This is a genomic window from Pedobacter sp. R-06 (assembly GCF_049913135.1).
Classification (GTDB): Bacteria; Bacteroidota; Bacteroidia; order Sphingobacteriales; family Sphingobacteriaceae; genus Pedobacter.
The window spans coordinates 4,753,544-4,778,141 of record NZ_CP183977.1 but is presented as its reverse complement, the minus strand read 5'-3'; the positions used below and the strand labels follow the sequence as shown (position 1 = coordinate 4,778,141).

The 24,598-nt window shown below is 38.8% G+C and carries 39 protein-coding genes; 36 read left to right on the top strand and 3 right to left on the bottom strand.

The features are described from left to right. Positions 1-20 precede the first annotated feature (20 nt). From rpsJ to ACN9MR_RS19210, 3 genes are all read left to right on the top strand, one after another. Positions 21-326, top strand: coding sequence for a 30S ribosomal protein S10 (rpsJ, locus tag ACN9MR_RS19220; RefSeq protein ID WP_008244591.1), 306 nt, complete (start codon positions 21-23; stop codon positions 324-326). A 51-nt stretch (positions 327-377) separates the two neighbouring features. Next, the gene (locus ACN9MR_RS19215) at positions 378-671 is read left to right on the top strand and encodes a hypothetical protein (RefSeq protein ID WP_426326119.1); all 294 of its coding nucleotides are present in this window, start codon (positions 378-380) and stop codon (positions 669-671) included. Between the two features lie 126 nt (positions 672-797). Continuing rightward, a complete protein-coding gene (locus tag ACN9MR_RS19210) occupies positions 798-1,073 on the top strand; it encodes a hypothetical protein (protein ID WP_426326117.1) in 276 nt (91 codons plus the stop codon). 271 nt (positions 1,074-1,344) lie between these two features. On the opposite strand, the gene ACN9MR_RS19205 is transcribed toward ACN9MR_RS19210, so the two are convergent. Further along, the gene (locus tag ACN9MR_RS19205; protein WP_426326115.1) at positions 1,345-1,539 is read right to left on the bottom strand and encodes a YtxH domain-containing protein; all 195 of its coding nucleotides are present in this window, start codon (positions 1,537-1,539) and stop codon (positions 1,345-1,347) included. 10 nt (positions 1,540-1,549) lie between these two features. Beyond that, on the bottom strand, positions 1,550-1,912 hold the full coding sequence (locus ACN9MR_RS19200; protein WP_426326113.1) for a hypothetical protein: 363 nt from the start codon (positions 1,910-1,912) through the stop codon (positions 1,550-1,552). 143 nt (positions 1,913-2,055) lie between these two features. Between ACN9MR_RS19200 and ACN9MR_RS19195 the strand changes: the two genes are divergently transcribed. From ACN9MR_RS19195 to ACN9MR_RS19180, 4 genes are all read left to right on the top strand, one after another. After that, positions 2,056-3,399, top strand: a complete 1,344-nt coding sequence (locus tag ACN9MR_RS19195; RefSeq protein WP_426326111.1) for a deoxyguanosinetriphosphate triphosphohydrolase — start codon at positions 2,056-2,058, stop codon at positions 3,397-3,399. 279 nt (positions 3,400-3,678) lie between these two features. Further along, positions 3,679-6,009, top strand: coding sequence for a hypothetical protein (locus tag ACN9MR_RS19190; protein ID WP_426326109.1), 2,331 nt, complete (start codon positions 3,679-3,681; stop codon positions 6,007-6,009). A 5-nt stretch (positions 6,010-6,014) separates the two neighbouring features. Then, a complete protein-coding gene (locus ACN9MR_RS19185; RefSeq protein WP_426326107.1) occupies positions 6,015-6,518 on the top strand; it encodes a gliding motility-associated C-terminal domain-containing protein in 504 nt (167 codons plus the stop codon). Continuing rightward, complete coding sequence (locus ACN9MR_RS19180) at positions 6,409-7,410, top strand: PorP/SprF family type IX secretion system membrane protein (protein WP_426326105.1); 1,002 nt, start codon at positions 6,409-6,411, stop codon at positions 7,408-7,410. The genes ACN9MR_RS19185 and ACN9MR_RS19180 overlap by 110 nt, the downstream gene beginning before the upstream one ends. Before the next feature lie 708 nt (positions 7,411-8,118). On the opposite strand, the gene ACN9MR_RS19175 is transcribed toward ACN9MR_RS19180, so the two are convergent. Further along, positions 8,119-8,730 (bottom strand): hypothetical protein, encoded by a 612-nt coding sequence (locus ACN9MR_RS19175; protein WP_426326103.1) that lies wholly within the window; start codon positions 8,728-8,730, stop codon positions 8,119-8,121. 172 nt (positions 8,731-8,902) lie between these two features. Here ACN9MR_RS19175 and ACN9MR_RS19170 point away from each other — a divergent pair, with 172 nt between their 5' ends. The 29 genes from ACN9MR_RS19170 (at position 8,903) to rpsM (ending at position 24,577) form a co-directional block, all read left to right on the top strand. Next, positions 8,903-10,159, top strand: a complete 1,257-nt coding sequence (locus ACN9MR_RS19170) for a prephenate dehydrogenase/arogenate dehydrogenase family protein (RefSeq protein WP_426326101.1) — start codon at positions 8,903-8,905, stop codon at positions 10,157-10,159. Between the two features lie 9 nt (positions 10,160-10,168). Next, the gene (locus tag ACN9MR_RS19165) at positions 10,169-10,762 is read left to right on the top strand and encodes a hypothetical protein (protein WP_426326099.1); all 594 of its coding nucleotides are present in this window, start codon (positions 10,169-10,171) and stop codon (positions 10,760-10,762) included. Positions 10,763-10,955: 193 nt separating this feature from the next. After that, a complete protein-coding gene (locus ACN9MR_RS19160) occupies positions 10,956-11,789 on the top strand; it encodes a sulfite exporter TauE/SafE family protein (protein WP_184463975.1) in 834 nt (277 codons plus the stop codon). After that, positions 11,789-12,184, top strand: a complete 396-nt coding sequence (locus ACN9MR_RS19155; protein WP_426326096.1) for a DUF1634 domain-containing protein — start codon at positions 11,789-11,791, stop codon at positions 12,182-12,184. Before ACN9MR_RS19160 ends, ACN9MR_RS19155 begins: the two co-directional genes overlap by 1 nt. Positions 12,185-12,356: 172 nt before the next feature. Continuing rightward, positions 12,357-12,974, top strand: coding sequence for a 50S ribosomal protein L3 (gene rplC / locus ACN9MR_RS19150; RefSeq protein WP_057932251.1), 618 nt, complete (start codon positions 12,357-12,359; stop codon positions 12,972-12,974). A 4-nt stretch (positions 12,975-12,978) separates the two neighbouring features. Next, entirely contained in the window at positions 12,979-13,608 is a 630-nt protein-coding gene (gene rplD, locus ACN9MR_RS19145; RefSeq protein ID WP_426326094.1) for a 50S ribosomal protein L4, read from the top strand. A gap of 1 nt (position 13,609) precedes the next feature. Beyond that, positions 13,610-13,900 (top strand): 50S ribosomal protein L23, encoded by a 291-nt coding sequence (rplW, locus tag ACN9MR_RS19140; RefSeq protein WP_029278648.1) that lies wholly within the window; start codon positions 13,610-13,612, stop codon positions 13,898-13,900. A 20-nt stretch (positions 13,901-13,920) separates the two neighbouring features. After that, entirely contained in the window at positions 13,921-14,745 is an 825-nt protein-coding gene (gene rplB, locus ACN9MR_RS19135) for a 50S ribosomal protein L2 (protein ID WP_057932151.1), read from the top strand. After that, on the top strand, positions 14,745-15,011 hold the full coding sequence (gene rpsS, locus ACN9MR_RS19130) for a 30S ribosomal protein S19 (protein WP_010599906.1): 267 nt from the start codon (positions 14,745-14,747) through the stop codon (positions 15,009-15,011). The genes rplB and rpsS overlap by 1 nt, the downstream gene beginning before the upstream one ends. 7 nt (positions 15,012-15,018) lie before the next feature. Next, the gene (rplV, locus tag ACN9MR_RS19125; RefSeq protein WP_029278650.1) at positions 15,019-15,381 is read left to right on the top strand and encodes a 50S ribosomal protein L22; all 363 of its coding nucleotides are present in this window, start codon (positions 15,019-15,021) and stop codon (positions 15,379-15,381) included. 9 nt (positions 15,382-15,390) lie between these two features. Further along, complete coding sequence (gene rpsC, locus ACN9MR_RS19120; RefSeq protein ID WP_086547741.1) at positions 15,391-16,236, top strand: 30S ribosomal protein S3; 846 nt, start codon at positions 15,391-15,393, stop codon at positions 16,234-16,236. Between the two features lie 40 nt (positions 16,237-16,276). After that, positions 16,277-16,699: a 50S ribosomal protein L16 gene (gene rplP, locus ACN9MR_RS19115; RefSeq protein ID WP_010599903.1), complete on the top strand. Its 423-nt coding sequence runs from the start codon at positions 16,277-16,279 to the stop codon at positions 16,697-16,699. 73 nt (positions 16,700-16,772) lie between these two features. Beyond that, the gene (gene rpmC, locus ACN9MR_RS19110; protein WP_025145217.1) at positions 16,773-16,985 is read left to right on the top strand and encodes a 50S ribosomal protein L29; all 213 of its coding nucleotides are present in this window, start codon (positions 16,773-16,775) and stop codon (positions 16,983-16,985) included. 13 nt (positions 16,986-16,998) lie between these two features. After that, the gene (gene rpsQ / locus ACN9MR_RS19105; RefSeq protein ID WP_196100856.1) at positions 16,999-17,253 is read left to right on the top strand and encodes a 30S ribosomal protein S17; all 255 of its coding nucleotides are present in this window, start codon (positions 16,999-17,001) and stop codon (positions 17,251-17,253) included. Between the two features lies 1 nt (position 17,254). Then, positions 17,255-17,623 (top strand): 50S ribosomal protein L14, encoded by a 369-nt coding sequence (gene rplN, locus ACN9MR_RS19100; RefSeq protein ID WP_010599900.1) that lies wholly within the window; start codon positions 17,255-17,257, stop codon positions 17,621-17,623. Position 17,624: 1 nt separating this feature from the next. After that, positions 17,625-17,966, top strand: coding sequence for a 50S ribosomal protein L24 (gene rplX / locus ACN9MR_RS19095; protein WP_167297002.1), 342 nt, complete (start codon positions 17,625-17,627; stop codon positions 17,964-17,966). Further along, entirely contained in the window at positions 17,963-18,529 is a 567-nt protein-coding gene (gene rplE, locus ACN9MR_RS19090) for a 50S ribosomal protein L5 (RefSeq protein ID WP_086547740.1), read from the top strand. Before rplX ends, rplE begins: the two co-directional genes overlap by 4 nt. Beyond that, complete coding sequence (rpsN, locus tag ACN9MR_RS19085) at positions 18,529-18,798, top strand: 30S ribosomal protein S14 (protein ID WP_025145214.1); 270 nt, start codon at positions 18,529-18,531, stop codon at positions 18,796-18,798. The genes rplE and rpsN overlap by 1 nt, the downstream gene beginning before the upstream one ends. Before the next feature lie 177 nt (positions 18,799-18,975). Further along, positions 18,976-19,374: a 30S ribosomal protein S8 gene (gene rpsH, locus ACN9MR_RS19080; protein WP_010599896.1), complete on the top strand. Its 399-nt coding sequence runs from the start codon at positions 18,976-18,978 to the stop codon at positions 19,372-19,374. 18 nt (positions 19,375-19,392) lie between these two features. After that, complete coding sequence (gene rplF, locus ACN9MR_RS19075) at positions 19,393-19,950, top strand: 50S ribosomal protein L6 (protein WP_057932149.1); 558 nt, start codon at positions 19,393-19,395, stop codon at positions 19,948-19,950. A 5-nt stretch (positions 19,951-19,955) separates the two neighbouring features. Beyond that, positions 19,956-20,309 (top strand): 50S ribosomal protein L18, encoded by a 354-nt coding sequence (gene rplR, locus ACN9MR_RS19070; protein ID WP_029278655.1) that lies wholly within the window; start codon positions 19,956-19,958, stop codon positions 20,307-20,309. Between the two features lie 17 nt (positions 20,310-20,326). Beyond that, the gene (gene rpsE / locus ACN9MR_RS19065) at positions 20,327-20,845 is read left to right on the top strand and encodes a 30S ribosomal protein S5 (protein ID WP_010599893.1); all 519 of its coding nucleotides are present in this window, start codon (positions 20,327-20,329) and stop codon (positions 20,843-20,845) included. 4 nt (positions 20,846-20,849) lie between these two features. Further along, on the top strand, positions 20,850-21,029 hold the full coding sequence (gene rpmD, locus ACN9MR_RS19060) for a 50S ribosomal protein L30 (protein ID WP_010599892.1): 180 nt from the start codon (positions 20,850-20,852) through the stop codon (positions 21,027-21,029). A gap of 105 nt (positions 21,030-21,134) precedes the next feature. Continuing rightward, a complete protein-coding gene (rplO, locus tag ACN9MR_RS19055) occupies positions 21,135-21,581 on the top strand; it encodes a 50S ribosomal protein L15 (protein ID WP_025145210.1) in 447 nt (148 codons plus the stop codon). Positions 21,582-21,588: 7 nt separating this feature from the next. Beyond that, a complete protein-coding gene (gene secY, locus ACN9MR_RS19050; protein WP_029278656.1) occupies positions 21,589-22,929 on the top strand; it encodes a preprotein translocase subunit SecY in 1,341 nt (446 codons plus the stop codon). 8 nt (positions 22,930-22,937) lie between these two features. Further along, entirely contained in the window at positions 22,938-23,723 is a 786-nt protein-coding gene (gene map / locus ACN9MR_RS19045) for a type I methionyl aminopeptidase (protein WP_426326084.1), read from the top strand. Positions 23,724-23,794: 71 nt separating this feature from the next. After that, positions 23,795-24,013 carry a translation initiation factor IF-1 gene (gene infA / locus ACN9MR_RS19040; RefSeq protein ID WP_010599888.1) on the top strand — a complete coding sequence of 73 codons (219 nt, stop codon included), beginning with the start codon at positions 23,795-23,797 and terminating at the stop codon, positions 24,011-24,013. A gap of 1 nt (position 24,014) precedes the next feature. After that, positions 24,015-24,131: a 50S ribosomal protein L36 gene (gene rpmJ, locus ACN9MR_RS19035; protein WP_010599887.1), complete on the top strand. Its 117-nt coding sequence runs from the start codon at positions 24,015-24,017 to the stop codon at positions 24,129-24,131. 68 nt (positions 24,132-24,199) lie between these two features. Beyond that, the gene (rpsM, locus tag ACN9MR_RS19030; RefSeq protein WP_010599886.1) at positions 24,200-24,577 is read left to right on the top strand and encodes a 30S ribosomal protein S13; all 378 of its coding nucleotides are present in this window, start codon (positions 24,200-24,202) and stop codon (positions 24,575-24,577) included. The last annotated feature ends 21 nt before the right edge of the window (positions 24,578-24,598 follow it).

Sequence of the window (24,598 nt, the reverse complement as noted above, 5' to 3'; positions counted from 1 at the left end):
AAACCATAATTAAAAATAAGATGAGCCAAAGAATCAGAATTAAATTAAAATCTTACGATTACAACTTAGTAGATAAATCTGCTGAGAAAATCGTAAAAACTGTTAAACCTACGGGTGCAGTTGTAAGTGGACCAATTCCACTTCCTACAGAGAAAAAAATCTTTACTGTTTTGCGTTCTCCACACGTAAACAAAAAAGCTAGAGAGCAGTTCCAATTATGCGCCTACAAACGTTTATTGGATATTTATAGCTCTAACTCTAAAACAGTTGATGCTTTAATGAAACTTGAATTACCTAGTGGTGTTGAAGTTGAAATCAAAGTTTAATTGATTTTAAAAGAACAGAAAAGGCCTCGATGCAAATCGAGGCCTTTTTTTATGCATCTAAATTCTAAAACAAAAGCAACGTTAGCTGGTTGTACTGGTATGGCTAAGGAAAATAAAACGCACGAAGGATTACCAGTTGAAGGACAGGATTTTGCGGATCCTAAAGAAAAACTGAAAGAAACTACCTCTTCACATGGTGAAATGGCTAATCAAAAAGATGGTGATTTTTCTGAACTGGAAGAAAGTAGAATGGAAAACCCACCAAAGCATCGTGATGAAAATGGATCATCTAAAGATGATTTGGATAGTAGCACAGAGATAGATCAAAGTAAAGGCGTACAATAGCTGCAAATTGGTGGTGGGCTTAGGTTAAAAAGGCAAAAGGCTGCGATTTATATATCAATGCCCGATTAAACTTTTTTATTGTACCAATTGTTGTTAAATAAGAAGTATCTACAAAAAATAATGGCTATGGAAATGAATGAAAATAAAAATGTCGATCCTAATTCGGAGATTAACCGCAATGAGGAGGATATTGAATGGGATAATGGAGAGGCTACCTATGGGCATAAGCGTGCCGATTTTAAGCGTAAAGATCAGCCAGATGAGTCGCATTTATTGAAAACAGAAAATGATCCTACGCATGCCGTAAATGAAAATTTAAATAATTCGAATTTAAGTCAGGGTGAAGACATTGGAAACAGAAACAAGAATAACGAGAAAGGTTTGAGTGGGAAAGATTTATGATCTAGTTATAAAGAGACTATCCATATAGAATAATCCCTTTATAAGGTCTATGCATTTTCCGGTAGATGGAAATTAATTAGGATTCCACAACTGAAATGCGTTAATCAAGAACAAATGCCCTTAAATCGTTAGTCTCTGATTTTTAGTTAATCTTTGTCGCGAATCCTACAGCGCTGCAAATTTCAAGAACTTATCGTCAATTTACAAGACGTTCGGCATTAATATATTGATATATGTCAATTCAGTGTGTATTTCTGTACTTGATTAATTGTCAGTATAAATCACTTGTTTGCCGATAATCCTGTCTTATTTTTTCGGAATAATTCTTAATCTTATCTACGTATTCCGGTGCTTTTTCTTTAAAGTCATCAATCAACGATTTTCCATCAGTTATCCGCTTTTTTGTGGCATACTTAAAACCATATACGGCTGCTGCGCCTAAAATGGCATATTTTAATAGTCCCATAATTATCTGTTTATATTCCTGTATTTAAGGCATGGTTTTCATCAGCTTCATTAATGCTGGTATTCGTTTTAAAATCGTCAGATGAACTTCCGGTATGGCTTGCAGCACTCTTTATGGTTGGGTTTCTATCCGAACTGTTGTAAGCGTCGTCGCTAAGAGAATCTTTACCTTGCGTGCCAGAATTGTCCAGCCCGTCTTTGGCTAAAGGATTTCCCTTAATCAATTCGCTCGGTTCTTTGCCATAACTGGTTACTACATCGGTGTTGTTACCCTCTTCGTAAGCTTTTTGTACACCAGATTTTTCTGATTGCTCATCACCTGATCCTACATAACCTTCAATATGCTCTTCCTTGTTATATATGTTCGTTTTCATAGTATTGTCTATTTACACTAAACAGATGAGGTTAGAAATAGTTTGAAGCACAATTTTAATGGTAAAATTTACCTAAATTTTTATGCTTAACCATTTTCATGTTTTGTTTAACTTGCGCCAAATTTTAAATGTTAACGGGATAAATGGAGTGGAAATATTTACTTTCGAATAAGCGATACGGACAAGAACAATATGGTGCCAGCACAGATCGGGCACGGTCTGATTTTCAGCGTGATTATGACCGGTTGATTTTTTCGTCTCCTTTTAGAAGATTGCAGAATAAAACCCAGGTTTTCCCATTGCCAGGAAGTGTTTTTGTACATAACCGTTTAACGCATAGTTTGGAGGTTGCCAGTGTGGCCCGCTCTATGGCAAATATTTTTTTAAAAAGTGTGGAAGAGCAACAACCGCAACTGATTAAAGATGTTCCTTTAATTAATGAAGTAGGTAATATAGTGGCTGCCGCTGCACTAGCGCATGATCTGGGAAACCCGGCCTTTGGGCACTCAGGCGAAGCAGCTATTTCACGATATTTTACAGATGGGGATGGGAAAGTTTATCAGAAAGAAATGAACGAATCGCAGTGGCACGATTTAATTAATTTTGAAGGTAATGCAAATGCCATCCGGATTCTTACCCATCCGTTAAAGGGAAAAGGCAACGATGCTTATGCGTTAACCTATTCTACTTTGGCTTCGATTGCTAAATATCCTTGCGCCTCAATTGCGGGGAAACAAAAGGGCGTGCTGCACCGTAAGAAATACGGTTTCTTTCAATCAGAAGAAGAAACTTTTAAAAAGATCGCGGCCGAACTCAATTTGGAGAAAGAAGAAGGCGAATACCTCATTTACAAGCGCCATCCCCTGGTTTATCTGGTGGAGGCTGCCGATGATATCTGTTACAGCATCATTGATCTGGAAGATGCACACCGCTTAAAGATACTTTCCTACGAGGAGGTAAAAAGTTATCTGTTACCTTTTGCCAATTCTAGCACCATCGAAGATCGTTTAAAAAATGATTATGAAGACGACGATGCAAAAATCGGTCTGTTAAGGGCAAAAGCAATTAACACGTTAACCAACCAATGTGCAGGTATATTTTTTAGGGAACAAGAAAAATTATTGAACGGTGAGCTTAATCAAAGTTTAACCGATTTATTGCCTGAGCCCTATATTTCAGCCTGGAAAGCTGTAGAGAAAATTTCCGTTGAGCGTATCTACAATTTCTCATCGGTAATACAAAAAGAAGTGGCTGGCTACAAAATTATGGCTGGTTTATTGGAAGAATTTGTTCCTGCATTGATCCACAACAATACACACTATTACAAAAAACTGGTTAAACTTATTCCTAAACAATATCATACCGATTTAACTGATATTTATTCTATCATACAAAGCGTATTGGATTTCGTTTCGGGTATGACTGATTTGTACGCTGTTGATTTATATCGTAATATTAAGGGAATATCCTTCCCTTCTGAAACCTAAAAATAAATTCTGGCTTTTACTTTTTAGAGGCAGTTAATTGCTAATTGACCCTATTTTTCTTTTGATTTGAGGGCTTAAATCAGCCTTAAATTGGGTGTTTGTGTAAAATTATGAAATTTAATTTTATTTAAGTTGTTGATCTGTAGTTCTTTAAAATCGTTTTAGTATTTGTAATTGGCTTTTCGTGTAAAGCGAATGCAGTAGCTTGTACTAATTGTTAGATTTGATCGTTAGGCTCTCTTATTTTTACGCCTGACGCTTTAGATCTCATCCCGATTCATGAAAAAACTTTTACTAATTGCTTTGGTAAGTATGGGCTTCACCTTAGCTGTTAAAGCGCAAGCCCCACAACAATTTAACTATCAAGGGGCTGCAAGAAATGCTAATGGTACTGCGTTGGCCAATAAAAATATAGCCTTGCGGATTAGTATTTTAGATGGATCTTCAACCGGAACAGTTCAATATTCGGAAGTAAGGAATGTAACAACCAATGCTTTAGGTTTATATGCATTGGCAATTGGCGCTGCAGGTGCAAGCTCGGTTAACGGTACAATAGGTGGGGTAACCTGGGCAAGTGGATTAAAGTTTGTTAAGGTCGAAATAGATCCTGATAACGGTACAAATTTTAGTTTGGCTGGTACTGCACAATTATTAAGTGTTCCATATGCACTTTATGCAGCCAATGGGCCAACCGGAGCCAAAGGCGATCCGGGGGTAGCTGGTCCTGCTGGTGCACAAGGTATTGCAGGTCCGCAAGGCCCAGTGGGTGCAACTGGTGCTCAGGGGCCAATTGGCTTAACTGGTGCTGCCGGTGCACAAGGAGCAGTGGGTGCAACAGGACCACAAGGAGCAAAAGGAGATATAGGGGCAACTGGCGCTACTGGATTACAAGGTTTGCAGGGCATACCCGGCATAAAAGGTGATAAGGGAGATAAAGGTGATGTAGGGCCGGTTGGTCCTTCAACAGGAGTAGCTGGAGGCGATTTAACGGGTAATTATCCAAATCCTACATTGGCTAATCTTCAGGGAAAGACATTAAATGCCACTTCGCCAGCCAATAATCAGGTGCTCCTATTCGATGGGGCTGCATGGAAGCCAGTAACATTGGATGTGAGTCAACTGTCTGGTGCTAAGGCATTAACCTCAGTTGATCTGAGCATTAGTGCCAATGGCGCTACGGCTTTATTGAAAGATGTGGTAATTGATATCAAAGCAGGGGCGGTTAGCACGCTTAAACTGGCAGATGGGGCAGTAACAACGGCAAAATTAGCCGATGCTGCAGTAACCTCTGTAAAAATTGGAAGCAAAGAAGTTAAGAATATTAATATAAACGATGCTGCTGTTAATACACTACAGCTGGCCGATGGCTCGGTAAGCACTCCAAAACTGGCTGATGCCGCGGTAACCTCTGTAAAAATCGGGAACAAGGAAGTTAAGAATATTAATATCGACGATTTGGCGGTAAATACGCTTCAACTGGCCGATGGATCGGTAACTACACCAAAACTGGCTGATGCTTCGGTTACAGTGGCTAAATTAACTACTGATGGGGTGAGTGATGCAAACAAAGTGTATATCACCAATGCAACAACCGGTAAACCCGAATTAATCAGCAGGACATTATTTGCAAATGCCAATGCCTGGGCATTAAAAGGGAATACGGGTAGTACCGATCAAAATAATAATTTCCTGGGCAATACAGATGACGTAGCCATTAACTTTTTGGTTAACGGTTTAAAATCTGGTCGTTTAGGCAACTCATCCGAAAACAATATTTCTTACGGTTATAAAACGCTTACTGCTAATGTTTCTGGCTTTTACAACAGTGCATTTGGTCGCGAAGCATTATCTGTTAACATTTCAGGTTACGAAAACAGTGCTTTTGGTTACCTCGTATTACAGCGGAGTTTTAGTGCTATTAACAACAGCGGCTTTGGCTCTCAAGCCTTAGCCATTAATACGGTAGGCTCTAATAACACTGCAATTGGTACACATACCCTAATGGCCAATAGAACCGGTATATCAAACACGGCTATCGGAAGTTTGGCACTTGAAGCCAGTAATGGCGACAATAATACAGCAATTGGTTATGCCGCCGGTTCGAAAAACAATGGGGCAGGGAATGTTTTTATCGGAAGCAATGCCGCCGCTAATAGCACAAACGCAAATAATACCCTGGTGGTTGCTAACTCCAGTACCTTATACCCTTTAATTGCTGGCGATTTTGCAGCGAATGGTGGTGCATTAACCATTAATGGAACTGCCGCTGCATCTTCTGTAGCTTATGCCCCAGCAAATGCCAGTACTTTAAATATTAATGGTTCTGTTGCAGCAAGTGTTTTAACCTATACGGCTACAGGCGCATTAACGCTCGATGCCAGCCATTACACGGTACGGATAAAAAATGCTGGTACTGCGATAAATGTTAATCTTCCAGCAGCCTCGAGCTGTAAAGGAAGGATTTATGTCATCGTGAAGGTTTTATCATCTGGTGATGTTACGTTAAACAATCCTGTTTTGTTGAATGATGATTCTAATGTAACCACCATTACTGGAGCAAAAACTTTCACCATTCAAAGCGATGGTTCGGCATGGATTTCTTTAAACTAAACACGATGAGAAAAATATCCTATTTGTTTGTTCTCTTGCTGTTGATGTTTTTCGGGACAAACGTAAACGCACAAAGTTCGCCTTATGTGGTTAATTCGGCCAGTGGCAGCGGTAAAATTAATAATCAATTATATGATTTCAGTATTGGAGAAATGGCCGTGGTGCAAACTTTTCAATCTACCAATACCACCTTGACCCAAGGGTTTTTGCAGCCTTTTCTGATTATACAGACCACAGCCGATGTAGCCATTGTAAATAATATCCTTACCCCAAACGGAGACGGGAAAAATGATTTTTTTGTAGTTAAGGGCTTAGAAAAGTATCCGAACAACAAATTATCCATTTTTGATAGAGGAGGAAGGTTGATTTATACTACCCTGGCTTACCAAAATAACTGGGATGGCTATTTTAACGGAAAGCCGCTTACAGAAGATACTTATTATTATATGCTCGATTTGGGGGCAGATGGTTCAATTAAAGGTTTTATATCAATCTTATATAAAAAATAACGGCGTGAGAAAAATGAAATGTTATATGGCGGGGCTGTTGTTTTTGTTTGTTACACCAGTATTTGCTCAACTTAACCCCATGGGAAGCATCTACTATCAGAACCAGTTTTTGGCCAACCCGGCAATGGCTGGTTTAGAAACCGGACTAAATTTAAATGCGGCATTTAAAACACAGTGGACGGGGATAGACGGAGCACCAAAGATCCAGTACTTAACTGGCGACTATGGTTTAGCGGATACTAAAGTAGGCCTGGGATTCCTTTTTTATAATGAAGGTGCAGGGGCCATTAACCGTACAAGGGCAACCGTAACCTATGCCTATCATTTGCCTTTAAACGGCGGGAGTAACTTTTTGGATTTTGGTTTGTCGGCTGGCTTAATGAATGAATGGATTGACTTTGGTAAAGCCAAAGGTGATTTAGACGATGATGTGCTCAATAGCTTTAACGATCGCAGGTTGTATTTGGATGGCGATTTTGGAGTAGCTTATCGTACTGATAAATTAACATTGCAGGGCGCTTTGCCTAATCTTAAACGATTTTTTAAAAGAGATGTATTGCGAAACGTAGCAGACCGATCTATCTATTTTATCGCAGCGGGTTATAAATTCACAACTGATAAAGTAATTAACAGCATTGAACCGAAATTGGTGTATAGAGGGGTGCAGAATTATGATGGTATTTTTGATGCAGGCGTAAACCTTCAGTTTTTAGAGAATAAATTGATGCTGAACGGTATATATCATAGCACCAACAGCTTTACCGCGGGTTTTGGCGCAAACTACAAAAACCAGTTTTCGGTTTTGTTCCAGTACACCACCAATACTTCAAAAATGCAAAGTTATAGCAATGGCGAATTTGAAGTAGGTTTGAAATACAGTATTAAGAATTAAACGTGTTATCGTCATTTCGACTGAAGTGTAACGGAATGGAGGAACCTATTGTTAAGTGTACCTTTGTTTTTTAACCGTTATTTTTTGAAAGCAGTTCCAGTAGCTTTTAGCGAAGAGCAGTCGCGCTCCTGCTTCTGCCAATTAAAGGAATTGGCATCTTTGTTAGGCCGGATTTAAGCAGAAAGAGGATACGGTGCTGTGGCCTGGCTGGTTGGAAATGTATAGTGCCGCAAATATCTTATTAGTAAGCAATTGCAAAATAACTTAATGCTAGCCTGCCGAAGGACGTTCCGTGTTTTAGGCATCAGTTGGTTTCCATAAACCACAAACCCATATTCCCTAAACCCGACAGTAGCGGACACTGAACGCAGTGAGGTAAAGCGAATGGCGGGACTAGCGGAACCGATGCACGACTAGCCCTGCTTTTCTCATCATAAAAAGAGTTTTGTCATCCTAATGGTTAATTTATTTCATAAAAATCAATATAGATGACAGGGGATTTTTTGGAGGAATATACTACGAGAATCGTCATTGCGAGAAGGCTTTTTCAGCCGATAGCCTGTCCCGATCTCGGGAAAGCGATCTTACAACGATCGCTAATAGCGTGCGCTTTAAGATTGCTTCGTTCCTCACAATGACGACCTTTTTATGGAAGTCTGTCAATGGTAGCCTCCCCGATAAATCAGGGCAGTTACTCGAGGGGTTAAGTTATCTTCCCCGGCCATCATCCCATTTATTACGTTCGTCCTGCAGCTCACGCGCAAGTTTCATTTCTTTATCCTTTGCTTTTACTTTGTGTGCCTGAAATTCATCGGCCACCTCCTGGTAAAGTTCCGTTCTATATTTTGCTTCGTGCCTTAATTTACCTGATTGGAAAATTACAAAGGCCAAACCTACTCCGAGTACAATAATAATGGTCCAAACAATGGTATTATAGGTGCCTTTATTGAAGGATATGCCTAAAAATTTAATTTCATTAACAGCAGCATTGGCATTGGCCAAGGAACTTTCTTTTCCATTTACTTCGCCTTTTAAGCTCGAAATGTTATCAGCCTGTGCTTTAATTTCCTGACGGGCTTCCAGCAGCTGCTTGCGTTCTTTTCTTAGCGTATCACTAACACTTTTCCATAAGGACGATAACCGTGATGGATTGATCAGCCTTGCGCCGTTGAAGCTTTTAGATTTCTTTAACATGAACTGATACTGGCCATTTAATGATGGATCGGTATTTTTTGTAGTGTCAGGTAAAGTTTGCCCAAAGGCAACGTTTAAAAATAGCATAGCGCCTAAAAACAATAGGGTGTGTTTAATTTTCTGCATAGTTTAAATATAGGTGTTAGAATGTAAAACTACATTTTTATCTATTTTTCCGGTTAATAAAATTTTTTTAAGGTTTTGGCAAATCGATAAAATTGTTCTGGTTTAACATTCTAAATAACAATTTTATCTAAGTTTTATTATAAATTTATTTGCGATAGGTTACATTTGTTTCATGCAAATAGGAATTATTGGTTTGGGCGATATGGGCAAATTGTATGCGCTATCGTTTGTAAACGCTGGTTATAAGGTATGTGGGGCAGATATGCCCTTACGTTTTACAGATTTAAAAAATGAACTGGAATCCAAAGGAATCGAGGTTTTAATCGATGGCCATGAGGTTGCCCGTAAATCAGACTTTATTATCTATTGCGTTGAAGCCGAAAAAATTGATGAGGTGGTGGCTACTTTTGCCCGCTCAACAAAATATGGCGCCATAGTTGCCGGACAAACCTCGGTTAAACATCCTGAAATTGCTGCTTTCGAAAAACATCTTCCGGAAGATACCCAGATTGTAACCTGCCATTCTTTGCATGGTCCGGCATTTAGCCCGGAGGGGCAGACACTTGTGGTGGTACGTCACCGTGCTACCGACGCTGTTTATGCCAAAGCTTTAGAAATTTATAAATCTTTAAAATCGAACATCATTGAAATGGACGATTACAGAGAACACGACCGCATTGTAGCCGATACGCAGGCGGTAACGCACATGGGCTTCGAAAGCATGGGCTCCGCATGGAAAAATGCTGGTTTCTTTCCCTGGGATAATCCGGCATATGCAGGTGGAATAGATAATGTGAAAATTTTGACCACACTGAGGATTTTTAGCTATAAATCGCACATTTATGCCGGCTTGGCCATATTAAACCCATATGCGCAAAAACAAGTAAAATATTATGCACAGGCCGAATCTGAATTGTTTAAATTGATGATCTGTGAAAATGAAGCAGCGTTCAGGGAAAAGATTTATGCGGCCCGCGATTTCGTTTTCCATGAAAGCCGTGCGCTTTTACTATTGGATGATAACATCATGAAAGAATTCAGCTTATCAGACGCGAGCCATAAACAGAAACCAAATTCGCATTTAAGTTTGCTGAGTATGGTATATGCCTGGTATAAAATGGGTGTAAACCCTTACGATAACCTGATCTGCCAAACGCCGCCTTTTAAATTGAGGTTGGGCATTGCCGAATATCTTTTCAAGAACGAAGAAATGTTAGAGGAGTCCATTAATACTGCTTTATATGATAAATCTATCCGGGGCGACGATCTGGAATTCCACACTGCCGTGCACGAGTGGGCATCGATTATTGGTTATGGAGATTTAAAAGGTTATAAAGAACATTTCGAAGCTGCCAAATCATTCTTCGCGAACCGTTTAAATGATGGAAGAGATTTAAGTGCGGAGATGATTAAGCGACTAGGTAAGTAACGATTAGGGATGAAGACCATTTTGAATAAACCAGAACTGGTTTCGCTGTTGCAACAACAATTAATAGAGATAGAAATACTTTGTGGGGAGTACGATAAAGGAACTGATGCTACTACTCCGTCAATTGCCGAAAAAATCGTGGTGATTTTCCATAACTCCGATCATGCAAAAGCGTTGGTGAGCCAGCTTAAATTAAGTCATCTCGATATGTATTGCAGTTCGGAGATTTATAATTCCAAAAGCCTCACTAATTTTATCGGATTATTGAAACTGGCGCATCATACTGGAACGGGGTGGGGGTATGCTGCCAGGTTAGACCGTTCTGCTTTAAACGCAGTAACACAAGAAAACTGGTGGAACAATAAAAAAATAATCGTCGATTCGGACGGGATTGCTTTTACAAGAGCTAAAATAATTAAATCATTAGCTAATACCGAGCCCTTGGTGCTAAATACTTCGGGCTGGACGGTTAAAGATGCTGAAGGCAACAAATCGGCCATTAACCCAATTCCTGAAACCGTTCGGCAAATTGCTTTCGAACTACTTGAAAGTTTTCGGGATGTTGATTTGAATAAGGAAAGTAAACTTCATTACAAGTCATAGTTAATGATTGAATTTTGAATAATCTAATGGACAGGTGCTATATTTACACATTCATAATTCACCCATTCAAAATTACGATGCTGTAAACTTCCATTTTCCGCCTCCGATCTTACATCATCGATATAACATATAGACTTTATTTTATTCCCTTAATTCTTCGTTTACCCAAAAAGAGTGCATTATATTTGCCCGCATGTCGGTATTGCTGTTTACCATTATCATTTTATTAGGTGCTTTTTTAGCCGGATTATTGGGTTCACTAACGGGCTTGGGTGGGGGAGTAATTATTATTCCATTGCTCACTTTAGCTTTAGGGGTTGATATCCATTATGCTATAGGTGCATCCATTGTTTCTGTTATTGCAACCTCTTCGGGTTCTGCAGCGGCTTATGTAAAAGAAGGGATTACCAATATCCGGATTGGAATGTTTTTAGAAATCGCGACCACAATAGGTGCGGTGTGCGGTGCAATTGTAGCTGTTTATCTTAATGCCAACTATATTGCTATTCTATTTGGCTGTATCCTGATTTTTTCGGCCATCATGACACTAAAGAAAAAGGTAGATCATACTACTTTGGATAACACCGATAAATGGGCCAATTTTTTTAAACTCAATGGATCTTATCCGGATAAAGGTATAGATCATCCATATGCGGTAAAACATGTTCCGGGAGGTTTTTTAATGATGCTTTTTGCCGGAACATTATCGGGCTTGCTGGGTATTGGGAGTGGGGCATTAAAAGTAATCGCGATGGATAATATTATGCGTTTGCCCTTTAAGGTATCAACAACAACCAGTAATTTTATGATGGGTGTTACTGCTGCTGCAAGTGCAGTGGTTTACTTACATCGCGGCCAGATCGATCCGGGCATTGCCATGCCCGTTTGTGTTGGGGTGCTAACAGGCGCAACTATTGGCTCAAAAATTTTATTACGGGCCAAAACCGATAAGCTCAAAATGATATTTGCCGTAGTTGTTGTATTCTTGGCATTGCAGATGATTTATAAAGGAATAAGCGGATTATAATGAGCACAATAGGAAAAGAAAACTTAAACGATAAGGATATTCAGGTAATTTTAGGCACGCTTCTGCGCGCAGGTGTAATTATTTCGATGAGCATTGTATTAATAGGTGGCGCCATTTTCCTGATCCATAATAGTTGGGCCATTACCGACTATAAAGTTTTTAAACCTGAGCTGAGCAAGTTTTCTTCTATACTGGCTATATTTAAAGGAGTATCTACTTTTCAGGGAGATGCAATTGTGCAGTTTGGTATCCTGATGTTGATTTTTACGCCGATTGCCCGCATTGTTTTCGCTATTTTCAGCTTTTTAATTGAGCGCGATTACCTATATGTACTCATTGGATTTATTATTTTAGCGATCATAACCATCAGTTTAAATGGTGGTTTGGCGCATTAACATCTCTTTTTTAGTTAAATCCCATCATATCAGCAATTTATTTGAAAAAATATTTGGCTAACTATTTGAAAATTAATAATTCTTGTCTATCTTTGCCGTCCCTTTCGGGGGATGTACAACCACCTTGAACGAAGCCCTACTGCTTCGATGGGTGTTAAAAAGAAAAGATAAAATGTCAGGAATTATTGGAAAAAAAGTAGGAATGACCAGTATCTTTGATGCCGAAGGAAGAAACATTCCTTGTACGGTAATCGAGGCTGGGCCTTGTGTAGTTACACAAGTAAAGACCGAAGAAAAAGACGGGTATTCATCAATCCAACTGGGTTATGATGAGAAAAAAGAGAAAAACACAACTCAACCGTTAAAAGGCCATTTCGCGAAAGCAAACACAACTCCGAAACGCAAGCTGGTAGAATTCGATTCGTTTACAACTTCACTTAATTTAGGTGATGTGGTAACCGTTGACGCATTCGCAGAAGGCGATTTTGTTGATGTTGTAGGTACCTCAAAAGGTAAAGGTTTTCAAGGTGTTGTAAAACGCCACGGATTTGCCGGTGTTGGTATGCAGACTCACGGTCAGCATAACCGTTTACGTGCCCCAGGTTCATTGGGAGCATCATCATTTCCTTCACGTGTATTCAAAGGAATGCGCATGGCAGGAAGAACAGGTGGCGACAGGGTAAAAATTCAGAACTTACAGGTTTTGAAAGTTTATGCTGAGCAAAACTTATTAGTAGTTAGTGGTTCCATTCCAGGAGCTAAAGGTTCTTACGTAATCTTAGACAAGTAATCAGATGGAAGTTAAAGTATTAAACATTTCAGGTAAAGAAACAGGTGCCAAGGTGCAACTTCCTGAATCGGTATTTGGTATCGAGCCTAACGACCACGCGATTTATTTAGATGTAAAACAGTATTTGGCTAACCAACGTCAAGGTACTCACAAGTCTAAACAACGTAATGAGATTGCTGGTTCAACTCGCAAACTATACAAACAAAAAGGTACAGGTGGTGCCCGTGCTGGTAGCATTAAATCTCCGTTATTTAACGGTGGTGGTCGTGTTTTCGGTCCTCAGCCACGTGATTATAGCTTTAAATTGAACAAGAAGTTAAAATCATTAGCACGTAAATCTGCTTTGGCTTATAAAGCAAAAGACAACAACGTGGTAGTTTTAGAAGATTTCAACTTCGATACAGCTAAAACTAAAAACTATACAAGTTTATTGGCTGCGTTAAACGTAGGTACTCAAAAAACTTTATTGGTTTTACCTGCGCAAAATAATAATATCTATTTATCAAGCAGAAACATTCAGAAAACTAAAGTAATCTCGGCAGCAGATTTAAATACTTATGATGTATTAAACGCTGGTATACTTGTGTTAACTGCTGATTCTGTTAAAACTTTGGAGGAGGCGTTTGCCAAATAATATGGAAATTTTAAAAAAACCAATATTAACCGAAAAAGCTTCAGCTTTAACTGAGAAATCTAACCGTTTCACATTTAGCGTTAACCACAAGGCTAACAAAATCCAGATTAAACAAGCAATTGAGAAATTGTACGGTGTAACCATCGTTGCAGTTAACACTATGGTTGTTGATGGAAAAGCTAAATCTCGTTACACTAAAGCAGGTTTTGTATCTGGCCGTAGCCCGAAATACAAAAAAGCAATCGTAACGTTAAAAGACGGCGAAACAATAGATTATTACGCAACCCTTTAATTTAATAATTCATTATAACTATGGGCTTAAGAAAATTTAAACCAGTTACTCCAGGTACCCGCTTCAGAGTTGGTGCTAGTTTTACGGAGATTACAGCAACCAAGCCCGAAAAATCATTGGTTGTATCATCAAAAAAGTCTGGTGGACGTAACAACACAGGAAAAATGACTATGCGCTACATGGGCGGTGGTCACAAAAAATCATATCGTTTAATCGACTTCAAACGCGATAAATTCGATATTCCTGCAACAGTAGCTACTGTTGAATACGATCCAAACCGTACTGCCCGCATCGCATTATTACACTATGCAGATGGCGAGAAGCGTTATATCATCGCTCCTGAAGGATTGCAAGTTGGTTCGGTATTATTATCGGGCGACAAAGCAGCACCAGAAGTAGGTAACACTTTAAAATTATCGAACATTCCATTAGGTTCTATCGTACACAACGTAGAGATCCACCCTGGAAAAGGAGCACAATTAGCTCGTAGTGCAGGTGCTTATGCACAATTAGCTGCCCGCGATGGTAAATATGCTACTTTAAAAATGCCTTCAGGCGAAACCCGTTTAATCTTGACTACTTGTCTTGCTACTATCGGTGCTGTATCTAACTCAGATCACGCAAACGAAGTATTAGGTAAAGCTGGTCGTAAACGTTGGTTGGGCCGTCGTCCGAGAACTAGACCGGTAGCGATGAACCCTGTCGATCACCCAATGGGTGGTGGTGAAGGTAGATCATCAGGTGGTCACCCACGTTCAAGAAATGGTGTTTTAGCTAAAGGCTTCAAAACCAGAGAACTTAAAAAATATTCTAATCGTTACATCATAGAGAGAAGGAAGAAATAATGGCTCGTTCGATAAAAAAAGGACCTTATATTGACCATAACGTAGAGAAAAAAGTAAACTCTATGAATGATTCAGGCAAAAAGTCTGTAATCAAAACTTGGTCTCGCAGATCAATGATATCACCAGATTTCGTGAATCATACATTTGCTGTACACAACGGAAATAAATTTATCCCTGTGTACGTAACAGAAAACATGGTTGGTCACAAGTTGGGAGAATTTGCTCCAACCAGAACATTCAGAGGACACGCTGAAAAGAAAAAATAATTAGACAATGGAAGCAATAGCAAAATTAAACAATTGTCCAACCTCACCGCGTAAGATGCGTTTGGTTGTAGATCTTATCAGAGGTGAACGTGTAGAAAAAGCATTAAGCATTTTAAAGTTTACCAATAAAGAAGCAGCAATAAGAGTTGAGAAATTATTATTATCTGCTATCAAAAACTGGGAATCTAAAAATGAAGGTGCCCGCCCTGAAGAAAACCAACTTTTTGTAAAAACAGTTATGGTTGATGGTGGCCGTCAGTTAAAACGCTTACGTCCAGCTCCTCAAGGCCGTGGATATAGAATTCGTAAACGTTCTAACCACGTAACGCTGATTGTAGATAGTAAAAGTACAGAAACAACTCAAAACTAATTTTAGGAAATGGGACAAAAAGCAAATCCAATAGGTAACAGGTTAGGTATCATCAAAGGATGGGATTCTAACTGGTTCGGTGGCAACAACTACTCCGATAAATTAGTTGAAGATGAGAAAATAAGAAAATACCTTTCTGCCCGTATCGCTAAAGGCGGTGTTGCAAAAGTAGTAATCGAGCGTACGTTAAAACGTATCACGGTAACTATCCACACAGCTCGTCCAGGTATCGTAATCGGTAAAGCAGGTGCTGAGGTTGATAAAATTAAAGAAGAGTTAAAGAAATTAACTAAAAAGGAAATTCAAATTAACATCTTCGAAATTAAACGCCCAGAACTTGATGCACAATTAGTTGCAGAAGGTGTTGCAAAGCAATTAGAAGCAAGGATCTCATTCCGTAGAGCAATGAAATCTTCTATCGCATCAACCATGCGTATGGGTGCTGAAGGTATCAAAATCATGACTTCTGGTCGTTTAGGTGGTGCTGAGATGGCACGTACTGAGCAGTACAAAGAAGGAAGAGTGCCTTTGCATACATTCCGTGCTGATATCGACTACGCTTTAGCTGAAGCCTTAACTACTTATGGTAAAATAGGTGTTAAAGTTTGGATCTGTAAAGGTGAGGTTTATGGAAAACGTGATTTGTCTCCAAACATTGGTGCAGCAAACAACGGTCCAAAAGGCCAATCAGATAAACCAGCTTTCGGTGGAAGAGATAACCGTGGTGGTGGAAGAGATAACCGTGGCGGTGGTAACGACAGACGTGGTGGAAACCAAGGCGGTGGTCGTGGTCCAGGCCAGGGTGGTGCAAACAGAGGTGGTGGCGCAGGTGCTAACAGAGGTCCTCGTAAATAATTGATTTATTAACATCGTTTAACGATTAGAACAAAATAAAATGTTACAGCCAAAAAGAACGAAGTTCAGGAAGATGCAAAAAGGCAGAATGAAGGGTTTAGCTTCTCGTGGAGCTGAGTTAGCATTCGGATCTTTCGGTATCAAATCTCTAGAAGCTACTTGGATCACAAGTCGTCAGATAGAGGCTGCCCGTATTGCCGTAACTCGTTTCATGAAACGTGAAGGCCAAGTATGGATCAGGATCTTCCCGGACAAACCGGTAACTAAAAAACCTGCTGAGGTACGTATGGGTAAAGGTAAAGGTGCTCCTGAGTATTGGGTAGCAGTTGTAAGACCAGGACGCGTAATTTTCGAAGCTGAAGGTGTGCCTTTAGAAGTTGCTAAAGAAGCATTGCGTTTAGCAGCTCAGAAATTACCGATCCAAACCAAATTCGTAGTACGTAGAGATTACGTAGAAGCATAGTAAAGTGTTGAGGTGAATGTTGTAAATACTTGTTTATTATAACCGCTACACTCAACGTAAAAGAAAAAGAAAAATGAAAAATTCAGAAATCACAGGGCTTTCAAAAGAAGAATTAGTAGCTAAGATTGCGGAAGAAAAAGAGAACTTATCAAAATTGAAGTTCGCTCACACTATTTCAGCTATCGAAAATCCTTCACGCATTGCAAAAGTAAGGAAAGACATAGCCCGTTTAAACACTGAGTTGACTAAAGTGAAAAACACTGAGTCAGCTACTGAAACTAAATAATTTGAGAGTCGACATGGAAAGACAATTAAGAAAAACAAGAACCGGGTTAGTGGTAAGCAACAAGATGGATAAATCTGTTGTAGTGAGCGTGGAGCGTAAAGTAAAACACCCGATTTATGGTAAGTTCGTAAAGAAAACTGCCAAATTTATGGCTCACGACGAGAAAAACGAATGCGGTATCGGTGATACAGTATTGATTATGGAAACTCGTCCTTTGAGTAAAAACAAGAACTGGAGATTGGTACAAATTTTAGAAAGAGCTAAATAAGATGGTACAACAGGAATCGAGATTAAACGTTGCTGATAACAGCGGCGCAAAAGAAGTATTAGTAATTCGCGTGCTAGGTGGAACCGGCAAACGTTATGCTTCAATTGGTGATAAAGTAGTTGTTACCGTAAAAAGCGCGTTACCTTCTGGTAACATTAAAAAAGGTACAGTTTCTAAAGCAGTTGTTGTAAGAACTAAAAAAGAAATCCGTCGTAAAGATGGTTCTTATATCCGTTTTGACGATAATGCTGCTGTATTATTGAACGCACAGGATGAGCCAAGAGGTACACGTATCTTTGGCCCGGTTGCGAGAGAACTACGTGAAAAACAATTCATGAAAATTGTATCATTAGCACCGGAGGTATTATAAAATGGGAAACAAAGTAAATACACCATCAAAACTTAAAATCCGCACAGGAGATTTAGTTAAAGTCATTGCTGGCGATTCAAAAGGTCAACAAGGAAAAGTACTTTCAGTACTTACAGATAAAAACAGAGCCATTGTGGAAGGCATTAACTTAGTATCTAAACATACTAAACCAAATGCTGCTAATCCAAACGGTGGTATTATTAAAAAAGAAGCTGCTCTTCACATTTCTAACTTGATGTTGGTTGATCCAAAATCTGGTAAAGCTACCCGCGTAGGTCGTAAACTTAACGCAGATGGTAAATTAGTTAGAGTTGCTAAAATTTCAGGAGAGGAGATTAAATAATGGCTACACCTAGATTAAAAAGCAAATACAAAGAAGAAGTTGTAAATGCACTAAAAGAAAAATTTCAGTACAAAACTGTAATGCAGGTTCCTAAATTGGAAAAAATCTGTATCAATCAGGGTGTTGGTCGTTTTTCTGTTACTGATAAGAAAATTATGGATACCACTATCGTTGAGTTGACTACCATTACTGGTCAGCAAGCGGTTCCGGCTAATTCAAAGAAAGATATCTCTAACTTTAAATTACGTAAAGGTATGCCAGTAGGTGTACGTGTTACATTACGCGATAACAACATGTACGAGTTCTTAGATCGTTTGATCTCTGTAGCTTTGCCTCGTATCCGCGATTTCAAAGGTATTAACGATAAAGGATTTGATGGAAAAGGTAACTATACATTAGGTGTTACCGAGCAAATCATATTTCCTGAGATTAATATCGATAAAATCAATAAAATTTTAGGTATGGATATAACTTTCGTAACTTCGGCAAAATCTGACGTTGAGGCGCTTGAGTTATTGAAACAATTCGGATTACCATTTAAAAATCAAAAAACAGCAGAATAATGGCAAAAGAAGGTGTAAAAGCACGCGAAGTTAAGCGCCAAAAATTGGTAGCTAGATACGCTGAAAAACGTGCAGTATTAAAAGCTGCAGGAGATTTCGAGGGTTTAGATAAATTACCTAAAAACTCATCTCCAGTACGTTTACACAACCGTTGTAAATTAACTGGTCGCCCTCGTGGATATATGCGTACCTTTGGTATTTCAAGGGTAACGTTCCGCCAGATGGCACTAGACGGTAAAATACCAGGTGTTAAAAAAGCATCTTGGTAATATAAAAAGTACTAGTACTGAGTATCAAGTATAGAGTAGCAAGTATCAGGACCATATCGGACTTGATACTTGTATCTTATTACTTGATACTTATGTCTATACTAAAAAAGAATTTTAACCGGTAGCAGGTCCCACAGCTGGGTAGCAGAAGGAAACCACTATCAAAAACAATAAAAAATGAATACAGATCCAATAGCAGATTATTTAACAAGAGTAAGGAATGCCATTAAGGCCAACCACCGTGTTGTAGAAATTCCTGCATCAAACCTTAAAAAAGAAATTACTAAAGTTCTTTTTGACAAAGGTTACATCGCGAACTACAAGTTTGAAGATACTACAGTTCAAGGCACCATTAAAATCGCTTTGAAATACAATCCGATTACTAAAGTTCCTGCTATTCGTACATTAGTGCGAGTAAGTAAACCAGGTTTGAGAAACTATGCTGGTGTTGAAAATATGCCAAGAGTATTAAACGGTTTAGGTATCGCAATCTTATCTACTTCTAAAGGTGTAATGACCGATAAAGAAGCAGCCAAATTAAACATTGGTGGTGAGGTATTGTGTCACGTTTATTAATATTAGGAGAACAGCACAATGTCAAGAATAGGAAAAGCCCCAATTACAATCCCTGCAGGTGTTACAATTACCGTATCAAAAGATAACGTAGTAACTGTAAAAGGTCCTAAAGGTGAATTAACACAAGCAGTAGATTCAGATATCACTGTAAGTCAGGAAGACGGAATTTTAACAGTTCAACGTCCTTCAGAACAAAAGAAACACAAAGCATTACACGGTTTATATCGCTCATTGCTTAACAACATGGTTGTTGGTGTTACAGAAGGTTATAAATTAACTCAAGAATTAGTAGGTGTTGGTTACCGTGCTACAAACCAAGGTAACACACTAGATCTGGTTTTAGGTTATTCTCACCACTATGTATTCCAATTGCCAGAAGAGATTAAAGTAACTACATCTTCAGAAAAAGGTCAAACGCCTAAAATCATTTTAGAAAGTATTGACAAACAATTGATCGGTCAGGTAGCAGCGAAAATCCGTTCGTTACGTGCACCAGAGCCATATAAAGGTAAAGGTATCAAGTTTGTAGGTGAAGTGTTAAGAAGAAAAGCAGGTAAATCAGCATCTAAAAAATAGTAATCATGGCAGGTAAAAAATTATCAAGAAGAGATCGTATTAAAAAAGGGATCAGAAAAAGACTTACCGGTTCGGAAGAACGTCCAAGGTTATCTGTATATAGAAGCAATAAAGGGATTTATGCGCAGGTAATTAACGATGTAACCGGTAAAACAATAGCATCAGCATCATCATTATCGAAAGATTTTACTGGTACTGGAAACAAAAGCGATCAGTCGGTAGCAGTAGGCAAATTAGTTGCCGAAAAAGCAATCGCTGCAGGTGTTAAAGAAGTTGTTTTCGATAGAAATGGCTATTTATACCACGGTCGTGTAAAATCGTTGGCAGAGGGTGCCCGCGAAGCTGGTTTAGTATTTTAATCTGAAGAAAAAGTAAGATGTCAACTATTAATATAAAAAGAGTAAAAACCACCGATATCGAATTAAAGGATCGTTTGGTTAGTATACAACGCGTTGCCAAAGTAACCAAAGGTGGCCGTACTTTCAGCTTCTCAGCAATTGTTGTTGTAGGTGATGAAAACGGTGTTGTTGGTTTCGGTTTAGGTAAAGCGAAAGAGGTAACTGAAGCAATCGCTAAAGGTGTGGATGATGCTAAAAAGAACTTGGTAAAAGTTCCAATTTTAAACGGTACTGTTCCTCACGAGCAAATCGGTAAATTCTCAGGTGGTTTTGTTTTAATCAAACCAGCTGCAGTAGGTACCGGAGTAATTGCTGGTGGTGCGATGCGTGCTGTATTAGAAAGTGCTGGCGTGCATAACGTATTGGCAAAATCTAAAGGATCATCTAACCCACACAACGTGGTAAAAGCAACTGTTGATGCATTAACTAAAATGCGTGATGCTTATACAGTAGCTCAAACTCGTGGTATAGATTTAAACAAAGTATTTAACGGATAATATCATGGCTAAGATCAAAATAACACAAGTAAAAAGCGTTATCGACAGAAGCGAGCGCCAAAAAAGAACCGTTCAGGCTTTGGGTTTATCTAAAATGAACCAAAGTGTTGAGGTTGAAGCTACTCCACAAATTATCGGTATGGTTCGCAAAGTGAACCATTTGGTAGCAATCGAAGCAATCTAGTAAAAGTTTTAAAGGTAGTATTGGGGAAAAGCCGGTACTACCTTTATATATGTTTAATCGTTGTACCTGTTTAGTGAAAGCGAAGGGCAACACAAATTCAAAAAAATGAATTTAAGTAATTTAAAACCTGCAGTAGGTTCTACAAAAAACAGCAAAAGAATTGGTCGTGGTACAGGTTCTGGTCGTGGCGGTACTTCAACTCGTGGTCACAAAGGTGCGGGTTCTCGTTCAGGTCACAAAACCAAAATCGGTTTCGAAGGTGGTCAAATGCCTTTACAACGCCGTGTGCCTAAAGTTGGTTTCAAACCAATCAACCGTACAGAATATGTTGGTGTAAACTTAGATGTTTTACAAGCCTTAGCTGAAAAACACAGCTTAACAACTATCGATTTCGCTGCGTTACAAGCACATGGTTTAGCTTCTAAAAACGACTTAGTTAAAATTTTAGGTCGTGGTGAAGTTAAAGCAAAGCTAGAAATTACAGCACATGCGTTCTCTGCAACCGCACAAAAAGCTATTGAAGCTGCAGGTGGTTCTATTGTAAAATTGTAATTATTAAATGAAGAAGCTATTTACTACTTTAAGTAATATCTGGAAAATTCAGGAATTAAAAGAGCGTATATTGTTTACGCTCTTAATTCTTTTGGTATACCGTTTCGTATCTCACGTGGTTTTACCAGGTGTAGATCCAACTGCTTTAGGCAATAACGAAAAATCAGGAATCTTAGGCTTACTAGATATGTTTGCCGGAGGTTCTTTCTCTCGTGTGTCTATTTTAGCGTTGGGGGTAATGCCTTATATCTCTGCATCCATTGTGGTGCAACTATTGGGTATTGCTGTTCCTTCTTTCCAAAAAATGCAGAAAGAGGGCGAAAGTGGTAGAAAGAAAATGAACCAGATTACCCGTTACCTTACGGTAGCGATCACAATCGTTCAATCTGTTGGTTACGTTAAAACGCAAGTTCCAGCAGAAGCTATTTTATTGCCAAATACTTTATTCTTAGTGTTATCTACGTTTGTATTAACAGCAGGTACATTATTTGTAATGTGGTTAGGTGAAAAAATTACTGATAAAGGTATTGGTAACGGTACATCACTAATCATTATGGTTGGTATTATTGCCCGTTTACCAGTTGCAATTTCTCAAGAATTTAGTGCACGTGTGGGTTCATCTAGTGAAGGTGGAGGTCCGGTTGCATTGGTTTTAGAGATCGTTGCATTATTTGCTGTGGTAATGTTTACCATTTTAATTGTTCAAGGTGTACGTAAAGTACCTGTACAATACGCAAAGAAAATTGTTGGTAACCGCCAGTTTGGTGGTGTTCGTCAGTACATTCCTTTAAAGGTAAATGCTGCTGGTGTTATGCCGATCATTTTTGCTCAAGCGTTGATGTTTATTCCAGGTGCTTTAATGCAGTTTGTTCCTTCATTACAAGGTTCTTGGTTAATCCAGTTCAGCAACACAACTTCGTTGGCTTATAGCTTAACGTTCGCATTTTTAATTATCGCATTTACTTTCTTCTATACTGCAATTACAGTTAATCCAACTCAAATGAGTGATGATATGAAGAAAAATGGTGGTTTTATCCCAGGTGTTAAACCAGGTTTTGCAACATCGACTTTTATTGATGATGTAATTTCTAAAATCACTTTTCCAGGTGCAGTATTTTTAGCGATCATTGCTATTTTACCTTCGTTAGCTGTTAAATTCGGTATTAAACAAGAGTTTGCACACTTCTTCGGTGGTACTTCTTTATTGATTTTAGTTGGTGTTGTATTGGATACTTTACAGCAGATCGAAAGTTATTTATTGATGCGCCATTATGATGGTTTGATGAAAACGGGTAGAGTTACTGGCAGAACAGGTGTTCCTGCTGCAAGTAGCAACGCAGCGTTGTAGTGTAACGGATGTCTAAAATTTATTACAAATCTCTTGAAGAGATCGAGTTAATAAGAGAAAGTTCCATGCTTGTTTCTAAAACTTTAGCCGAAGTGGCCAAGGTGATAAAAGCAGGCATGACTACCATTCAATTAGATAAACTAGCCTACGAGTTTATAAGTGACCACGGAGCGATTCCGGCATTTTTAAACTACAATGGTTTCCCTAATTCTTTATGTATTTCGCCAAATGAGCAGGTAGTTCATGGTTTTCCAAGCGAATACGTAATCCAGGAGGGCGACTTAATTTCAGTTGATTGTGGGGTAATTAAAAACGATTATTTTGGCGATTCGGCCTACACTTTCTCTATCGGGGAAATTGATGCCGAAAAACAGAAATTAATTGATGTTACTAAACGTTGCCTGGAATTGGGTATAGAAAAAGCCGTTGTTGGTATGCGTATCGGTGATATCGGTTTCGCTGTTCAGCAGTATGCAGAAGCTAATGGATTTGGTGTAGTAAGAGAGCTTGTTGGGCATGGTGTTGGTGTAAAACTTCACGAGAAACCAGAAGTTCCGAATTATGGGAAACGTGGTGCAGGACCAAAACTTGAAGAAGGAATGGTAATTGCAATAGAACCCATGATCAATGCAGGCGTAGCCGGTGTTAAATTCCATAACGATGGATGGACGGTAACCAGTAAAGACAATAAACCATCGGCACATTTTGAACACACAGTAGCTATAAAAAGGGGCAAAGCAGATGTTTTATCAACGTTTTCTATAATAGAAGAAGTTTTACAACAAAAAAAATAAATAATTAAAATTTTTTATTTAATTTTGCAACCCTGTTTAGAAGCAGCTAATTAAGTAACAATCAATAAAATATGGCTAAACAAGCCTCAATTGAACAAGACGGAGTAATAAGAGAAGCATTATCCAATGCGATGTTCCGGGTAGAACTAGAGAACGGGCATGAGATTATTGCGCACATTTCAGGAAAGATGAGGATGCACTACATCAAGATTCTTCCTGGTGACAAAGTAAAATTAGAGATGTCGCCGTATGATTTAACAAAAGGTCGCATCACTTATAGATATAAATAAAATGAAAGTTAGATCATCAATTAAAAAACGTAGCGCTGATTGTAAGATTATTCGCCGTAAAGGTAAACTTTACGTAATCAACAAGAAAAATCCTAAATACAAGCAACGTCAAGGGTAATTAAGAATATTGTAATGAACCGCACAACGGTGGCCCGCCGTTCGGAATTACTTAAAACATAAATAAATATGGCAAGGATTTCAGGTATTGATTTACCAAGAAACAAAAGAGGTGAGATCGGTTTAACCTATATCTACGGAATTGGTAGAACAACTGCTCAACGTATTTTAACTACGGCAGGTATCGATTTAAACAAAAAAGTACAAGACTGGTCTGATGATGAGTTATCAGCAATCCGTACAATGATTAACGATGAGATTAAAGTAGAAGGTGCTTTACGCTCTGAGGTTCAGTTAAACATCAAACGTTTAATGGATATTGGTTGTTACCGTGGTTTACGTCACAGAAAAGGTTTACCTTCTCGTGGTCAGCGTACTAAAAACAACTCACGTACTCGTAAGGGTAAGAGAAAAACAGTTGCTAACAAGAAAAAAGCTACTAAGTAATAGATAGATATGAGGTATGAG

Excerpts from the sequence above, each read along its gene's own strand:
- rpsJ (WP_008244591.1), top strand. The coding sequence starts at position 21 with ATGAGCCAAAGAATCAGAATTAAATTAAAATCTTACGATTACAACTTA.
- ACN9MR_RS19215 (WP_426326119.1), top strand. The coding sequence starts at position 378 with ATGCATCTAAATTCTAAAACAAAAGCAACGTTAGCTGGTTGTACTGGT.
- ACN9MR_RS19210 (WP_426326117.1), top strand. The coding sequence starts at position 798 with ATGGAAATGAATGAAAATAAAAATGTCGATCCTAATTCGGAGATTAAC.
- ACN9MR_RS19205 (WP_426326115.1), bottom strand. The coding sequence starts at position 1,539 with ATGGGACTATTAAAATATGCCATTTTAGGCGCAGCAGCCGTATATGGT.
- ACN9MR_RS19200 (WP_426326113.1), bottom strand. The coding sequence starts at position 1,912 with ATGAAAACGAACATATATAACAAGGAAGAGCATATTGAAGGTTATGTA.
- ACN9MR_RS19195 (WP_426326111.1), top strand. The coding sequence starts at position 2,056 with ATGGAGTGGAAATATTTACTTTCGAATAAGCGATACGGACAAGAACAA.
- ACN9MR_RS19190 (WP_426326109.1), top strand. The coding sequence starts at position 3,679 with ATGAAAAAACTTTTACTAATTGCTTTGGTAAGTATGGGCTTCACCTTA.
- ACN9MR_RS19185 (WP_426326107.1), top strand. The coding sequence starts at position 6,015 with ATGAGAAAAATATCCTATTTGTTTGTTCTCTTGCTGTTGATGTTTTTC.
- ACN9MR_RS19180 (WP_426326105.1), top strand. The coding sequence starts at position 6,409 with ATGGCTATTTTAACGGAAAGCCGCTTACAGAAGATACTTATTATTATA.
- ACN9MR_RS19175 (WP_426326103.1), bottom strand. The coding sequence starts at position 8,730 with ATGCAGAAAATTAAACACACCCTATTGTTTTTAGGCGCTATGCTATTT.
- ACN9MR_RS19170 (WP_426326101.1), top strand. The coding sequence starts at position 8,903 with ATGCAAATAGGAATTATTGGTTTGGGCGATATGGGCAAATTGTATGCG.
- ACN9MR_RS19165 (WP_426326099.1), top strand. The coding sequence starts at position 10,169 with ATGAAGACCATTTTGAATAAACCAGAACTGGTTTCGCTGTTGCAACAA.
- ACN9MR_RS19160 (WP_184463975.1), top strand. The coding sequence starts at position 10,956 with ATGTCGGTATTGCTGTTTACCATTATCATTTTATTAGGTGCTTTTTTA.
- ACN9MR_RS19155 (WP_426326096.1), top strand. The coding sequence starts at position 11,789 with ATGAGCACAATAGGAAAAGAAAACTTAAACGATAAGGATATTCAGGTA.
- rplC (WP_057932251.1), top strand. The coding sequence starts at position 12,357 with ATGTCAGGAATTATTGGAAAAAAAGTAGGAATGACCAGTATCTTTGAT.
- rplD (WP_426326094.1), top strand. The coding sequence starts at position 12,979 with ATGGAAGTTAAAGTATTAAACATTTCAGGTAAAGAAACAGGTGCCAAG.
- rplW (WP_029278648.1), top strand. The coding sequence starts at position 13,610 with ATGGAAATTTTAAAAAAACCAATATTAACCGAAAAAGCTTCAGCTTTA.
- rplB (WP_057932151.1), top strand. The coding sequence starts at position 13,921 with ATGGGCTTAAGAAAATTTAAACCAGTTACTCCAGGTACCCGCTTCAGA.
- rpsS (WP_010599906.1), top strand. The coding sequence starts at position 14,745 with ATGGCTCGTTCGATAAAAAAAGGACCTTATATTGACCATAACGTAGAG.
- rplV (WP_029278650.1), top strand. The coding sequence starts at position 15,019 with ATGGAAGCAATAGCAAAATTAAACAATTGTCCAACCTCACCGCGTAAG.
- rpsC (WP_086547741.1), top strand. The coding sequence starts at position 15,391 with ATGGGACAAAAAGCAAATCCAATAGGTAACAGGTTAGGTATCATCAAA.
- rplP (WP_010599903.1), top strand. The coding sequence starts at position 16,277 with ATGTTACAGCCAAAAAGAACGAAGTTCAGGAAGATGCAAAAAGGCAGA.
- rpmC (WP_025145217.1), top strand. The coding sequence starts at position 16,773 with ATGAAAAATTCAGAAATCACAGGGCTTTCAAAAGAAGAATTAGTAGCT.
- rpsQ (WP_196100856.1), top strand. The coding sequence starts at position 16,999 with ATGGAAAGACAATTAAGAAAAACAAGAACCGGGTTAGTGGTAAGCAAC.
- rplN (WP_010599900.1), top strand. The coding sequence starts at position 17,255 with ATGGTACAACAGGAATCGAGATTAAACGTTGCTGATAACAGCGGCGCA.
- rplX (WP_167297002.1), top strand. The coding sequence starts at position 17,625 with ATGGGAAACAAAGTAAATACACCATCAAAACTTAAAATCCGCACAGGA.
- rpsN (WP_025145214.1), top strand. The coding sequence starts at position 18,529 with ATGGCAAAAGAAGGTGTAAAAGCACGCGAAGTTAAGCGCCAAAAATTG.
- rpsH (WP_010599896.1), top strand. The coding sequence starts at position 18,976 with ATGAATACAGATCCAATAGCAGATTATTTAACAAGAGTAAGGAATGCC.
- rplF (WP_057932149.1), top strand. The coding sequence starts at position 19,393 with ATGTCAAGAATAGGAAAAGCCCCAATTACAATCCCTGCAGGTGTTACA.
- rplR (WP_029278655.1), top strand. The coding sequence starts at position 19,956 with ATGGCAGGTAAAAAATTATCAAGAAGAGATCGTATTAAAAAAGGGATC.
- rpsE (WP_010599893.1), top strand. The coding sequence starts at position 20,327 with ATGTCAACTATTAATATAAAAAGAGTAAAAACCACCGATATCGAATTA.
- rpmD (WP_010599892.1), top strand. The coding sequence starts at position 20,850 with ATGGCTAAGATCAAAATAACACAAGTAAAAAGCGTTATCGACAGAAGC.
- rplO (WP_025145210.1), top strand. The coding sequence starts at position 21,135 with ATGAATTTAAGTAATTTAAAACCTGCAGTAGGTTCTACAAAAAACAGC.
- secY (WP_029278656.1), top strand. The coding sequence starts at position 21,589 with ATGAAGAAGCTATTTACTACTTTAAGTAATATCTGGAAAATTCAGGAA.
- map (WP_426326084.1), top strand. The coding sequence starts at position 22,938 with ATGTCTAAAATTTATTACAAATCTCTTGAAGAGATCGAGTTAATAAGA.
- infA (WP_010599888.1), top strand. The coding sequence starts at position 23,795 with ATGGCTAAACAAGCCTCAATTGAACAAGACGGAGTAATAAGAGAAGCA.
- rpmJ (WP_010599887.1), top strand. The coding sequence starts at position 24,015 with ATGAAAGTTAGATCATCAATTAAAAAACGTAGCGCTGATTGTAAGATT.
- rpsM (WP_010599886.1), top strand. The coding sequence starts at position 24,200 with ATGGCAAGGATTTCAGGTATTGATTTACCAAGAAACAAAAGAGGTGAG.